The following is a 13785-nucleotide window of genomic DNA, read 5'->3' as shown; positions in this document are numbered from 1 at the left end:
CCCGCGGAGCGGGTCCCACAGCGCTGCGCGCTGTGCCAGCGAACCGCCTCGCTGCGCTCGGCGGGCTCGGCTTCGCCGAGCCAGAGGCCGGCCCTTCGGGCCGGAGTCCTTCGCTTCGCTTCGGACTGTTCGGGTTCCGCTTCGCTCCCCCCGAACGAGGCCCGCTTCGCGGGCCAAGGACTCCCGTGCTGCGCACGGGAAGTGACTTCGTTTCACAGGGTCCGGGTCTATGGCCCGTTGGGCGGGTCCGCTGCGCTCCCCCGCCCTGGTCCTCCCGGCTCCGCCTCCAGGACTGAGGCCCGCTCCGCGGGCCTGGCTAGCGGCAGGGTGGGGTGCGTGGCGTCTGCTGTATCGCGGCTCTCGGTCAGGGTGCGAAGTACCAGCAGTACAGAGGCTGACGAAGGCTTTCTGCCCTGCGGGCCAGATCCGCCAGCCCCATCAGGATCTCGGCCGCTGTCTCGGCTCGCACACCCTCGTCCTTGACTGTGGCAAGCTCAGCCCATGCACCCGCAACCTCAACGAGCCGACTACTGCTCGCCTGCACAAGAGCGGAGCACAGACGAGAAGGAAGCTCGAACACCGTGAAGCCGTCATTCTTCATCGGCACTGCAACACGCGAGTCTGTAGCCACACCCCCTGCTAGCAGGACCTCCCAGTCCGCCACGGCATCGTCTGGGAAAAAATCCGCGCACGCGAACGCGGGCAAGCCGTGACGGCGCTGCCGCGGCCCGACCTGAGCGGTCACCTCATCATCCGGTGCCACGAAGAACTCGACAGTGATAGGCATGACCCGATCAGGCCAGCCCATCCCCGCAGGGATGATTCATTCTGTTTTCCAGATTGAAACTGGCCTAGAGGGTATGCCGCTCTAGGGCCTGTTGCGAAAGTGGCTGAAGGTGCGGGGTGTTGTTCAGAGACTGCGGATGGCCTCGGCAAGGTCGGATCCGTAGGAGGCCCAGCAGATCACCGAGCCGTCATCGTCGAGCTGCCCCATGAACCACTCACCGTCGTCTCTCACGAGGGACAACTCGTGGAACGCGAGAATCACATCGGGCCGAAGCGGCTCGTAGTCGCCCTGGCCGGCCACCTCGACGACTACGAGCCGATCGAGGGAGAGCGAGGCGGCGCTTGAGTCTCCGGAAAGAGCGCGCACGCGTTCGATCGTCCACCCGGCGGGGAGTCCTGAGTCCACCGGCGCATGGTCCCAGCAGGGCGCCTGTCACAGCCACTCGTTAAGGACTGCGACCAGCACGGTTGCCTCGTAGCGGACGGCGAGCTTGTCGTACCGGGTGGCGACGGCACGGTGTCTCTTGAGGCGGTTGATCCCGCACTCGACCGCATGGCGCTCGCGGTAGTCGGCCGCGTCAAAACGTGGCGGCCGACCGCCACGGGAGCCGAGCTTCTGGCGGTTGCGGGCCTGGTCGGCCTTGTCGGGGATGGTGCAGCGGATTCCGCGGCGGCGCAGGTAGGCACGGTTCTTGCGGGAGGCGTACGCCTTGTCCGCCCGGACTCGGTTGGGGCGGACACGCGGCCGGCCCGGCCCGATGCGGGGCACGCGGACCTTCTCCAGCACGGGTTCGAACTGCGGCGAGTCACCGCACTGTCCCGCCGTGAGCACGATCGACATGGGCTTCTGGCCCTGCTCGACGGCCAGGTGCAGCTTGGTGGTGAAGCCGCCGCGCGAGCGTCCAAGGGCGTGATCACCAGGTTCGACGAAGATTCCGCCCGGTGGTTCCTTCTGCAGATCGCCCTGCTTGCGGGCCCCGGCCGCGTGCTGGTGGGCGCGGCAGACCGTGGAGTCGACGTTCAGGTCCCAGACGATCCTGCCTTTCGCATCGGCCAGGGACTGGAGCCGGGTGAGGATCCGGTGCCAGGTGCCGTTCCGCTGCCATCGGCGGAACAGGTCGTAGACCCGGCTCCACGGTCCGTACTCGGCGGGGACGTCTCGCCACGGCACACCGGTCCGGACCCGGAACCGTATGCCGTCGATCAACTGCCGCCGAGGCCAGACCGGCGGTCGCCCCGTCTTCGTGCCCTTCGGCAACAACGGCTCCAGCACCGCCCACTGCTCGTCCGTGAGATCTCCCCGACCCATGAAATGTGATCATTCACAGCCCAAGATCCACTTTCGATACACGGCCTAAGGCTCAGCTCGCAGAGTGGGTGTCCCGTCGCGCCGCGCCCGAGACGCGGACCGCACTCAGCGGACTCCAATGGTGCGGGACGTTCACCGGCTACGAGCTGGCCAGCTGGTGACCGGCGACCGGCGACCGGCGACCGGCGACCGGAAGAGCGTGACAGGGACTCAGAGTGCTACCGATAGTGGGCGGTTCCGCCATAGGACATGCCCAGGGCCACGGTGAGCTGCTTGATGTCGAGTTCGTCGGCAAGGGTGGTCGCGTCCTGCTGAGCGCGGGCGAGAACGCCGACCGCGCGGGCCAGCTCGCTGTCCTGTGGAAGCGGCCGGTGAGCGTGCATGTCGGTGCGCAGCACGTTGGCCAGGACCAGGGCGTCGCCCGGGTCGGACTTCTTGCGGGAGACGGAATGCCGGTCTCGGTAGCGAGCCGCGGCCATCGGGTTGATCGCGAACACCTGTCGTTTGCCGGTCCGCAGCACCGAGACCAGCAGGCCCCGGGACGTCTCGATCGCGACCGGGATCGGGGCCTCCGCCGTGTCACCGTTCTCAGCGAGCAGATCCAGCAGGATCTTGTAGCCAGCGGCGTCATCGGTGATATGCCGCTTGGCTACCAACTGGCCGCTGTCGTCGACCAGGGCGACGTCGTGCGTCTTCTCCGCCCAGTCGATGCCGCAGTAGATCAAGATCTTTCCCCTCCCCGTGCTCGGGTTTGCGTACTGGTCACGAGCTCATGCGGAACCACGCAGCGACCTAATCCAAGGACTCGACAAGAGGTCGGTCCGCCACCTCAGCAGCTGTTCGTGGCACCAGCTCGCCGCACGGGCCCCGGTCTGCGTTGGAGCTGAAGTGGCTCGGGCATCACGAGGGGTCACCATGCAGCGGGCTCGCACCACAGACACCAACGAGCGATCAAGCGGGCAGTGTTGACGATGATGGCGGTCACGAGAGCGTCGGGCATCACCGCTCTGGATATAGGGATCAAGTCCCAGGACGACTCAAGGCATCAGCCCGACACTCACGTGACCGCCATCGCGACCACCGTGGCTGCTCGAACAGCCACGGTGTACGCCCCTCAGGGCTGTCGCTACCACCGGATTAGGACGGCTCCGACGCCGTGATCACACCAGCCACTGCGAGATGGTTACACGGTCCCCGCAAGTGCCGGCCTGCGGGATTCAGGAGGGGGCTCGCTGTGGTTCCACAGCCTTGAGTAGGCACTCGCGGTCGTCCGCGCTGAGCAGTCCGTCCGGAAGACTCTCGTCCTCCAGCAACGCGCGCAGCTCAGAGGCGTGTGTGGCGAGCGCGGCCCTGCACCATTCGCGTTCTGGGTGATCGCACTCGTTGCCGAAGAGCCCCGCCTGGCCTTCGTCGACGGGTCGAGACAGCTCCGCGACATGGGCCAAGAGTTCGACCAGTCCGGGGCGCACCGCGATGTCAGGGACGGCTGCCAGGCGGATCAGGAAGGGCAAGGCGGTCGGCATCGCCGCGCTCAGGTGAAAAATGCTGTTCATCAAGACGTTGCCCAGCACGCGCAGGGCCTCGGGGCCGGCGGCCTGATCGAGGAGCCCGCGGAGCAGGACCGGGATCCCGGCAGGACAACCGGGAATCTGCGACCAGTCGGAATCGGCGCAGCCCACAAGCGCGGGGTGATCGCCTTCGGCTTGCCCTGCCTGCGGATACTCGCGGAGGAACCGAGCGACGGCAGCCTCTTTGGCCGCTGCATCCATTACGCACATCCCACTGCCCCCGGCTCACACGGCATCGCCCCGGTGAGCGTCTGCCGGACGAGACTCTTCCTGGGGTGGCCGTCGAGCGCAAGTGCCAAGGTCGCCGGCTGACACCGCCCCCGCGGGCGTAGTGGCGTGACAGCCCGGCGCTGCATTCCGGGACAGCCCTTAAACCGGGTTGTTCTGGAGCAGCAGAACAACCAGCAGGCTCTGACTCCGACACGGGACTGCTGTCGGTAGCACCAGGTGAACCGGCTCGTTCTGCTCCTCCAGAACAAAGCCAGCCGTCGCCGGGGAGGCGGCTGCTGCGTGCTGCGGGTCTGCGCGCGCAGCAGCACCCAGCCGAGCAGCACGACGGTGGCAGCAGCCGCGAGCCGGTAGCCGGCCCGGTGCAGCGACCGCCCGCTGCACCGGTGAGGTCCGCCTTGCTACACGAGCAGCAGCCGTGTGCCGCCCGGGTCGTGCGAATGCTGCGCTGCACTGTGCTGCACCGTGGCGAATATCCTGCTGCACCCCAGCTGGACAGCAGCAGGGCGAACAGCAGGAACGCCTTGCACCCTTCACCGCCAGGAGCAGCAGCTGCAGCAGCGAGCAGCACGGCCGCGCTGCACCGGACTGCTGCCGAGGCCCAGGGCGGGTTCGGCCGCGGGGGTCGTCTTGCACCCCAATGTAGGTAGGTACTTGTAGTACCTATGTGCGGGTTGTAGATCTCCCCCCTGAGAGCAGAGCTCGGAGCCGGGAACGACGAGGAGGCTGGCGGCGAGAAGGTGCCGGACCCCTGGTCCGCCAGTGCCGGCTCCTCCGAGTCGGGCGGTGCCCCACGAGCGTGTGGGGCGCTGTACGTCGCTGTGAGCGCCTGCTAGCCCCATGATCGACGGAAGCGTCCGAAGGGCCTCAGGGAGCCTCAGGCGGCCGCACAGCGCCGGGAAGGATCATGTGGGCTGCGTGGGGGCCGTCGTCGGTGCAGGTGACGGGCATGATCACCGTGCTGAGCCGGGCAGCTGATGTGGGTGCCGGCGCTGCGCGGCACGCCCGTCCTGCTGGTCCTCGCGGGCCACAACGTCAACGTGGACACGGCCGAGACCGAGGCCGCCTACCGGCGGCTGCTGCCCGGCCCCGCCCTGCGCGTGGCCCACTACCCCGACGCCACCCACAGCCCGGTCAAACACGCCGTCGAACGTTCGTGGCTGCGCCTGACCGCGACCGCGGTGGCCGCGCCGAGGTCCCTGTTCGCCGAAGGATTCCTCTCCGGCCAGCGCGAGTTCCTGGCCTCCCTCGGCGAGGGAGCGTGAGGCGGCGCAGCCCGACACCGCGCGGCCCGACACCGCGCCGCCCGGCGGTCCGCCGCGTGAGCAAAGCTCGCTCGCGGGCCGGGTCAGAGCTTCGCGCAGACCGCCGAGGCGGTCAGGCCGTTCTCGTCGCTCCCGGTGTTGGTGCCCGTGACCACCCAGGTGTCGCCGCGGGCGAACGAGCGGGACAGGAAGATCGTGTGGAGGAGCGCGCGGGCGACGAACCCGCCTCCGCCGGTGGGCGTCTGGCCGGCGGGGCACTTGATGACCGCGTCTTTGGTCTCGCCCGGCAGGATGACCACTTCGTCTCCCGAGAGTTCCTGGTGGGGCTCGGCCGAGCAGGTGACCGTGACGGCGAGGCTCCCGTCGAGGTACCGGGTGTTGACCGCCTGGACGCCCCAGCTGCCGTCGTGCTGGGGTGCCGACAACCAGCTGAAGACCCTGGACCCCGAGAAACCGCCACCGCTGGGGGTGCTGCCCTCCGGGCACCTGGGGGAGAAGACCGTGGCGGCGCGCATCGGCGCCACCGCTTCCCTGTCGCCGTTCTGGTTACGGTGCTGGGCCGTCGAGCAGACCACGGTGGGCCGCACGGTGCGCGGTGCGCCGCTGACGTTGCGGAAGTCGACGTACCAGCCCCGGCCCGTGCTGAACGAGCTGGTCTGGAACACCCGGTCGGCCGACCCGTCCGTGGTGAACCCGCCCCCGGTCGCGAACATGCCTTCGGGGCAGGGCACCTCGGCGCCGTTGGAGTGGTTGGTCGCCACCGTCAGCGGGGCCCCGACCACCTGTCGATACACCGTGGCGCGGGCGGAGCGGGCCCCGTCCGAGGGGTGGGCGGGTGCGGGCACGCCGGTCGCGAGGACACAGGCGGAAGTGACCGAGGCGAGCAGGACCGTTCTTCCGAACGTCATGGGGGACTCCACGGGGACTGGGACGAAGGGGGACGCACCATCGGTCCCCCTCACGCGCCGCCATCACCTCGCCCGTCCCCCGTTCGGTCCCCGAGGAATCGATTCCGCCGACCCCGTCCGATGGAACCCCGCCCAGTCGTGACGTCCGGGACCCGCGACCACGGGGCGAACAAGGACTGCGCCCGTTCCCACGCGGGAAGCGGCAGGAACAACCTCGACTCGGCCGGGTCTTGCAACGCGGGGTGCAACACGCGCCAGGATCCCCGTTGTACGGGGTGTTGCCGCAACGCAGCCTCTGTTGCACCTGGGGTGTTGCAGTGCCTGTTGCAGGTTCCCTGGGCGATGACCGTTCAACGAATGATCACACCGACGAAGCGGTGTCTTAGGATGTGGACGAAGTGATCATGGGGGGAATTCGTGGATATAGACATTAAGACGTACTACGTGCGGCAAAGCGCGGGAGGTGCGAGCTCGGCCGCCGAGAAGGCGCTGGAGAACCTCCGCAAGTCCCTCGATTCGAGTGACACGGCAGCCGGCGGCCACCACGGCTGGGCCTCGGCCGCGGCGTTGAAGCGGTGTGCGACCGCCTGGGAGGACCACATGGTCGATCTGGGGAACCAGATGAACACCATGGCCGACAACCTCCACACCACGGCCAGGGCCTACGACACCACGGACGCACAGGCGAGGGACGCCTTCGCCAGGCTCCAGAGCGGCCTCGCCGACTTCGGGAGGAACTGACCCGTGGTCGCCTATCACGACCTGTACGACTGCCGCGTGGACCAGTGGCAGAAGGCGGCGGACGACTGGGTCGACCTCGCCCGGCGTTCCTCCTCCGCTTGCGAGGACATCCGCGCACAGGGCAAGAAGCCTCTGGACGACCACTGGGCGGACGCCACCGGCAAGCAGGCCGGCCGGCGCCTGGAAGACCTCGCCGACCGTCTGGAGTCCGGCGGCGACATCATGAAGGGTGTGGCCATGGTGGTCGACGCCCTGGCCCATTCCATGGGCCTCGCCCAACGCACCCTCTTCCACGCGGCCGAGCTGGCGCGCGAGCACGGGCTGAGCATCGAGGACGGTCGCGCCGTGGGCGCGTACACGGGCGCCGCACCCGTCGGCCCGAACGTCCCGCAGAACGTACGCGACGCCTACACCAAGGAACTCGGCCACATATCCGAGGTTGACAGGCTGATAGCGGAAGCCCTGCGCGAGGCCTCCCAGGCGGACTCGAAAGCCGCGGCCGAACTGGACAAGCTCGCGCAGACCATCAACGTCTCCGACACCTCGCAGGCGCACAACGAGATCCTCGTCGAGGCGTCACACGTCGAATTCGACATCCTCAGGGCGGACATCCCCACCGGCAAGGACCCGCACCTCGTCCGCACCTGGTGGGACGGCCTGACACCGCAGCAGCAGAAGGACCTCATGCGGGCCGACCCCGTGACCCTCGCCGACCTCAAGGGCCTGCCGTCCGAGGTCGGGCGCGAGCTGCGCGGGTCCGACGGGAAGATCGACCGGGTCGAGATGGTGCGGTACGCGCTCGACCACTGGGACAAGAAGGACGACCTCGACTACGGGGCGCTCGGCAACTGCACCAATTTCGTGTCCTCGAGCCTTGAAGCCGGCGGCATGAAGAAGAAGATCGACCCTTGGACCGGGCTGATGGGCGACGACGCCTGGGGCCGCCAGAGCGGGACCGGGTGGGACTGGCTCGACCAGCACGCGTACCACTCCGAGTCATGGGCCCGGGCCGAGGGACTCCAGAACTTCCTGCTGCGCCACGGCAGCCGGGAGGTGCCGCGGGCAGAGGCACAGCCCGGGGACATCGTCTTCTACGAGCAGGTGGCTCCCGGCACGGAAACCGCCCCCGGCGAGACCCACCATGCCGCCGTCGTCACCTCAGTCACCCCCGACGGGGACATCAAGCTGACCCAGCACACGAGCTCGTTCCAGAACGTGAGTCTGGACAGCCGGGAACACATCGCGAACAGGAACGGGGGCGAGCAGCGCATCCGCATCGTCCGCCCCGAACCGGATTGGTACTGATGGCCACCACTTCCCCCTCCCCAGCCCCGAGCGATGGCACGGCCCGCCCGCGTGCCGTCACGCCGGGCACCGTGACGGTGGCGCTGCTGGTGCCGCTGCTGACCGTGGCCGGTGTGGCCACGTCCCTGCACACGCAGGAGATCGAGCACGGGTGGGCCGACCGGCAGCGCGCAGCCTGCCGGCACCTGAGCTTCCCGATGACGGAGTACGTCGCGGGGTGGGCCGGTGTGGGTCTCGGCATGGCGGCGGTGGCGGTATGCGTACTGCTCGCGCGGCGGCTCCGTGGACGGTACGGCCGCCGGCTCGGGGAGACCTGGCCGGGCCTCGTCGCCGGCACCACGGTCTGGTTCAACGTCCTGGCGATCCCGATGGAACTCATCCAGCTCTACGTCGTGTACTCGGCCGCGGCGGCGGGGATCAACCTCGGCGACGGGTGCTGACGAGCGCGTGCACGGTGGGCGGTTGAGAGCTGAGCACCCGGCCGGCGACCTCCCTCCCACACCAAGGTGGAGAACCAGACATCGATCCCCTCGGCTTCAGGCGCGACCGTGAAGACCTCCCTGGGCTTCAGGTAGAAGTCCTCACCGCACGGCTCGGTGAGCGGCGGCCGACTCCGTACCTCGGGTGATCGCGGCTCCGGCGGTGGCTGGCAGGGCTGCGAGGTGTGAGCGTCGGCCTCCAGCGGCTCGGGCGCGCGTCGAAGGCCAGGCTCTGGTGGTGCCGTCGGCTGGGGCGAGGGTCGATGCTTCGTTGCGTCTTCCAGGAATGACTCCGTAGTTCGAGAAACCCACAAGTGCCACGCGCAGTGCTCGTTCGCGAGCTATTCTGAACACGTTCATTTCTGCCGGGGTGGCGCTGAGCTGGGGAGAATCATGGCCAATCGCAGGCGCGGGGGATGGTGGGTGGTGGGCCTGACGGTGGCCCTGATGGTGGTCACCAGCGGCTGTGGGGCGCTCTTTTACCCCAGGCTGCCGACGGTCCACAACGCTTCGGCCGAAGAGCTCGTCGGGGACTGGACGGGACCCGACGGCGCCAAGGTGATCCTGGAGCGGGACGGTCGAGCCGAGGTAAGAGATCTTGGAGGTGAGGACTGGGCCTTCGACAGAGGGTGGGGACTGTCCGGTACCGGGACCTGGCAACTGATCGAAGGGGCCAGCGGAGAAACGATCGGTGGTGCCCCGGCTGTCCAGATCTCCATCACCAACGTGACGGGGCAGATCCAGCGTCCCCCCAGGAGCATCGACAAATGGACGACAGCGCCATACAGCCCGATCGGCGAGTACACCTGGAAGTTCGGCATGGAACGGACCAAGGAGGGGCTCCAGCCCTACTACCTCGCCGGGGACCCGGACTCCCCCAATCTGTACCACCTCAAGCGAACATGACCGGGTGGACGCCCACGTCCACGAGCTCCGACACCGCCTTGTGCCCGCTGTCCGGGCGGCTGTTCTTGCCAGCCGCCACCGGGCTGCGGCCCGCCGTCCTCCGCAGCGGTCTTCCCGCACACGCCTTCCGGCACGGCGCCGAGCCCGTCCGGCTCACTCCGGCGACGAGTGGGACTCGAAGGGCAACTTCGCTGTGAAACGGGGTAGTTGTCATGCACCAAGGCCCTTCAGGGCGCCCCGAACCGAACGAAACGGACGGACATGGCTGCATGGTCCACCCGGGCGGCCGATGCCGCCGATCTGGCCGGGCTCCGCCTTCTGCTCACCGACTCGTGCGAGGCCGTGGACGTCCCGTCGCTGGCGCTCCTCGCCGAAGCCGTTGACTGCGGGTGGGTGCGGGTGGCCGAGTCCGAGGGCGAGCTGGTGGGGTGCGTCGCGGCGGAGATGCCCTCTGCAGGGCACGTACGCCAACACCCGCAAGGAAGTCATCCTTTCCGAAGCCGTGCAGGCTCCGCAGGTCGGGGCCGGCTGCAAACTGACCGGCGGCTCCTGGCGCAGTGCGTACGACGCTGTCGTGGTGACCGATGCCGCCCGGCTTGATGTTGATCATTTCGTTCCGCCCGCAGAGGTGTACGACTCCAAGTAGGCGGAGTTGGGTCGGACGCATCATTCCGCTGCTTTCGCAGGCGGCGCAGTGCGGCCTGAGAACGGGGGTGTCACTCGTCCAGGTGAGGGTGTGGGGTTCTGGACCTGGGGTGGAGTATCCGACGCCACGATGTTGCATTAGTTGCAACCGTCGGAGGTGTGGGGTGGGTGTGGCAGATGTGCCGGGTGCGATCCGGCTGGTCCGCGCAGGCAACGTCCGTGCGCTGGACCCGGAGCCCGCCATGTTCGACGCCATGCTGCGAGGGTGGCAGGACCAGCAGCGGAGCCGACTTCTAGCGACGAAGACGATCGTGGATCGGCTGAGCCTGGTACGTCGGTTTGTCGAGTTCACGGGCACGTATCCGTGGGACTGGACACCCGAGGACGTCGAGGCGTACTTCTCGGCGCGGCTCTCCAGCGGTGAACTCGCCTGGTCCACGGTGCGAGGACAACAGGGCTCTCTGGAGATGTTCTGCGCGTTCATCACCGACGGACGATATGGATGGGCAACAGGCTGCCTGGAGGAGTTCGGCCGGTTCCCGGTCCAGGTGTGCCACGACTGGAACACCCCCCAGCACGTCGCCGCCTACGAGGGCCGTCCCGGCCGGCGCGCATTCACCTACGACGAGCTCCAAACGCTTTTCGACGCGGCGGACGACCGGGTGGAACAGATCCGCAAGCGAGGCCGCAAGGGAGTGCTCGCCGCTTGGCGGGACTCGGTGCTGGTCAAGCAGGTCTACGCGTACGGGACCCGGCGCCGGGAGACGTCGATGCTCGACCTGCCGGATCTGCGGCACAACCCGCGCGCGCCGCAGTATGGCCGGCTCGGGGCTCTGGAGATTCGGTACGGGAAGGCGTCGCGAGGGAGCCCGCCGAAGCGGAGGACCGTGCTGACCGTGCCCGAGCTGGACTGGATCGTCCCGGTCGCCCTGGAGTGGGTTGAGGAGGTTCGTGGCGGGTTCTCCCCGGGGCGTCACCCCGCCCTGTGGGTCTCGGAGCGCCGTGGCCGGCTGGGAGGGCGGCGCCTCGACGAGATCTTCTCCACCCTCCGCGAGCACGCCGGTCTGCCCACAGAGCTGGACCTTCACTGCCTGCGACACACCTACATCACCCACCTGATCGAGTTCGGGTATCCGGAGCGGTTCGTCCAGGAGCAGGTCGGCCATTCCTACGCGGCGACGACCGCTCTGTACACGTGGGTGTCGGACGAGTACCGCAACCGGCTGATCGAGGCCGCGCTTCACAAACGTCTGGAACCCGCTGTTGGAGGGGTGTTGCCGCGGTGATGAAGAGGATGGGCTTCACGTGGAACCTGCGACGGCTGATGGCGGAGCGGGATATGTACCAGACCACCGACCTGGTCCCGCTGCTGGCCGAGTACGGGGTGCATCTCTCGCGGGAGCAGGTGTTCCGGCTGGTCACCCAGCCTCCGCAACGGCTGTCAATGGACACCCTGGCAGCCCTCTGCGGCATCCTCGGCGTCACCCCCGCAGACCTGATCGACGTCGCGGAGACCCGCGTTCAGGTCGCGAAGCCGACCGCGACCGGCGAGAACACGAGCGTGGCGAAAGCTCCGCCCGCCCGCCGCGTTCGCGTCTTGCGCCCGGGTGAACGGTGAGCGGCCCGGTTCCCGTTCCGGCCTCGTGGGACGAACTCACCGAGCGGATTACCCGGTTCCTGCCCGACCTCGCGCGCGAGGAGGCGGCTCGGATCGTGGCCGGGCTGACCCCTGCGGCCAGGGGACGTATCCGGGTCCATCTCACAGCCCACCCCGACGCCCTGGTCAGCGGAGCATCCCTCGCTCCGCGGTCGGTCCAGGCCCTCATCACCACACTCGCCGCGGCCGGTGCCGCTGAGGTACGGGCACCGGCCTGTCTGCGGTGCGGCCGCGTCCGGCCGTTACGGCGGGCAGTGCCCGGAGGCAGGGTCTGCCTCGGCTGCGAGGGCATCCTGGCCGCACAGTCCGACATCGGGCACTGCAACGCCTGCGGAGAGATCCGCCCCCGCCCGAGCCACAAGACCTGCGCGGCCTGCCGCCGGGATCAGCTCTCAACCGGCCGGACCTGCTCTGCCTGCGGGAACCGATCGTTCATGGACCCGTGCGCCAACTGCCGGCCGCGGCCGACAGCGCCGTGCGCGCTGTGTGGGGCCAGCGCGCCGGTGTGTGCCCGCTGGCCACTCGGCCCGGTCTGCAAGCCCTGCTACCGCGACGCCCGCCGCCGACCCGCCTCATGCCCGGGATGCGACCGGCGCCGCGTGCTGATCGCTCGCGCGCAAGGCCGCCGGGTCTGCGGGCCCTGCGACGGGCATGCAGATCACTACGCCTGCCCGCGCTGTGCCGAGCCCCGTTCCTACCAGGTCAAGGGGGTCTGCGACCGGTGCGCGGTGCACGACCGCCTTGCCGCGCTGTTCTCCACCGTCCCGATCCACGGCTCGGGCCCGTACGCGCAGATGCGGGCAGCTCTGGCCGACTGCCCTGAACCCGGCACCGTCCTGAGCTGGCTGCGCAACTCCCACTCCGCCCGCCTGCTCGCCGACCTGGTGGCAACGGGCCGGCCGCTCACCCACATCGACCTCGACACCACCGCGGGAGACGGCCGGGCCGCCTCCCGAACCGTGGACTACCTGCGCGGCCTCCTCGTCGCCTACCAGGTGCTGCCCGAGCGGGACGAGGTGTCCGCCCGGATCGAACGCCACCTGGACCGGGTTGTAGCTCGGCACCCCGAGCACGCCCTTCTGCTCCGCTCCTACGTGCGCTGGTCACTTCTGCCGCGGGCCCGCCGCCATCACCGGCTGCGCGGTGGCGGATTCCTCTACCGGGTCCGCTCGGCCTATGCCCGGATCAACCGGGCCAGTGAGTTCCTGACCGCGATGACCGCGCGCGGGCGGCTCCTGCGGGAGGTGACCCAGCATGACGTGGATGCATGGCTCGCGGTCAACCCCGGCACCCGATTCATTGTTCGAGACTTCGTCGTCTGGGCTACCCGCCGGGGCCACACCCGTGCCCTCGACGTCCCCCACTGGCCCAAGAAGGACCCGGTCGGCCTGGACGGGGACTCGCAGTGGGAGCTCCTCCACCAGTGCCTCACTGACACCGACCTGCCCCTCGACGTACGCGGAGCCGGAGCGATCCTCCTCCTCTTCGGCCAGCACCTGACCCGGATCGCAGCCCTGACCACCTGCGCCGTTACCACTGTCGGCGAGGGCGCCTTCCTGACCCTCGACCGCACACCCATCCCCCTGCCCGCATCCCTGGCCGACCTGCTGACCGGCCTCTCGAACATGCCGGCGCCCACCAACTGGGCGGCGAACTCCTCCCACGACTGGCTGTTCCCCGGAGGCCGCCCCGGGCAGCACCTCTCCGCGACCGTGCTCGGCCGCCGCCTGGCCGCCCACCACATCCCCAACCGGCCCGCCCGCGCCACCGCCCTCGTCGCCCTCGCCCAGGACCTACCCCCAGCGGTTCTCGGCCCCATGCTCGGTCTCCACCCCGTCACAGCCGCCCACTGGCGACGACGTGCCGCAACCGACTGGACCGCCTATCTCGAAGCCCGCCTGACCCCGCCACCCTGACCACACCGGTCTTGATGCGCCTCAGCCGGCCGGTCCGCAGGACGGACCAACTGTCGCTTCGCCGACGATTCC

At 69.0% G+C, this 13785-nt stretch carries 13 protein-coding genes and 2 pseudogenes; 9 read left to right on the top strand and 6 right to left on the bottom strand.

The features are described 5' to 3' along the window. Positions 1–364 precede the first annotated feature (364 nt). From ACIGFK_RS04890 to ACIGFK_RS04870, 5 genes and pseudogenes are all read right to left on the bottom strand, one after another. Positions 365–787 carry a hypothetical protein gene (locus ACIGFK_RS04890; protein ID WP_400050577.1) on the bottom strand — a complete coding sequence of 141 codons (423 nt, stop codon included), beginning with the start codon at positions 785–787 and terminating at the stop codon, positions 365–367. Positions 788–910: 123 nt separating this feature from the next. Further along, a complete protein-coding gene (locus ACIGFK_RS04885) occupies positions 911–1192 on the bottom strand; it encodes a hypothetical protein (protein WP_400050575.1) in 282 nt (93 codons plus the stop codon). A gap of 27 nt (positions 1193–1219) precedes the next feature. Beyond that, entirely contained in the window at positions 1220–2095 is an 876-nt protein-coding gene (locus ACIGFK_RS04880) for an IS5 family transposase (protein WP_400050573.1), read from the bottom strand. A 302-nt stretch (positions 2096–2397) separates the two neighbouring features. Continuing rightward, positions 2398–2823, bottom strand: a pseudogene (locus tag ACIGFK_RS04875) (IS110 family transposase); the annotation flags it as partial. Between the two features lie 489 nt (positions 2824–3312). Beyond that, the gene (locus tag ACIGFK_RS04870) at positions 3313–3864 is read right to left on the bottom strand and encodes a hypothetical protein (protein WP_386468496.1); all 552 of its coding nucleotides are present in this window, start codon (positions 3862–3864) and stop codon (positions 3313–3315) included. A gap of 1004 nt (positions 3865–4868) precedes the next feature. Here ACIGFK_RS04870 and ACIGFK_RS04865 point away from each other — a divergent pair. Beyond that, positions 4869–5156, top strand: a complete 288-nt coding sequence (locus ACIGFK_RS04865; protein WP_386468495.1) for a hypothetical protein — start codon at positions 4869–4871, stop codon at positions 5154–5156. Between the two features lie 83 nt (positions 5157–5239). On the opposite strand, the gene ACIGFK_RS04860 is transcribed toward ACIGFK_RS04865, so the two are convergent. After that, positions 5240–6064, bottom strand: coding sequence for a hypothetical protein (locus ACIGFK_RS04860; protein ID WP_386468493.1), 825 nt, complete (start codon positions 6062–6064; stop codon positions 5240–5242). Between the two features lie 417 nt (positions 6065–6481). Here ACIGFK_RS04860 and ACIGFK_RS04855 point away from each other — a divergent pair, with 417 nt between their 5' ends. From ACIGFK_RS04855 to ACIGFK_RS04820, 8 genes and pseudogenes are all read left to right on the top strand, one after another. Continuing rightward, on the top strand, positions 6482–6805 hold the full coding sequence (locus tag ACIGFK_RS04855) for a type VII secretion target (RefSeq protein WP_388681909.1): 324 nt from the start codon (positions 6482–6484) through the stop codon (positions 6803–6805). Positions 6806–6808: 3 nt separating this feature from the next. Then, positions 6809–8110 (top strand): amidase domain-containing protein, encoded by a 1302-nt coding sequence (locus tag ACIGFK_RS04850; protein WP_400050571.1) that lies wholly within the window; start codon positions 6809–6811, stop codon positions 8108–8110. Next, positions 8110–8550 (top strand): hypothetical protein, encoded by a 441-nt coding sequence (locus tag ACIGFK_RS04845; RefSeq protein ID WP_400050569.1) that lies wholly within the window; start codon positions 8110–8112, stop codon positions 8548–8550. Before ACIGFK_RS04850 ends, ACIGFK_RS04845 begins: the two co-directional genes overlap by 1 nt. A 486-nt stretch (positions 8551–9036) precedes the next feature. Continuing rightward, positions 9037–9495: a hypothetical protein gene (locus ACIGFK_RS04840; RefSeq protein WP_400050568.1), complete on the top strand. Its 459-nt coding sequence runs from the start codon at positions 9037–9039 to the stop codon at positions 9493–9495. A 469-nt stretch (positions 9496–9964) separates the two neighbouring features. Beyond that, a pseudogene (locus ACIGFK_RS04835) lies at positions 9965–10135 on the top strand (HNH endonuclease); the annotation flags it as partial. Between the two features lie 175 nt (positions 10136–10310). Continuing rightward, the gene (locus tag ACIGFK_RS04830; protein ID WP_400050566.1) at positions 10311–11426 is read left to right on the top strand and encodes a tyrosine-type recombinase/integrase; all 1116 of its coding nucleotides are present in this window, start codon (positions 10311–10313) and stop codon (positions 11424–11426) included. After that, on the top strand, positions 11423–11758 hold the full coding sequence (locus ACIGFK_RS04825) for a helix-turn-helix domain-containing protein (RefSeq protein ID WP_400050564.1): 336 nt from the start codon (positions 11423–11425) through the stop codon (positions 11756–11758). Before ACIGFK_RS04830 ends, ACIGFK_RS04825 begins: the two co-directional genes overlap by 4 nt. Positions 11759–12396: 638 nt before the next feature. Next, positions 12397–13713: a hypothetical protein gene (locus tag ACIGFK_RS04820; RefSeq protein WP_400050562.1), complete on the top strand. Its 1317-nt coding sequence runs from the start codon at positions 12397–12399 to the stop codon at positions 13711–13713. The last annotated feature ends 72 nt before the right edge of the window (positions 13714–13785 follow it).

The organism is Streptomyces sp. NPDC085524, assembly GCF_044541755.1.
Classification (GTDB): domain Bacteria; phylum Actinomycetota; class Actinomycetes; order Streptomycetales; family Streptomycetaceae; genus Streptomyces.
The sequence above is the reverse complement of the archived record's forward strand: the minus strand, read 5'-3'. Positions and strand labels throughout refer to the sequence as shown.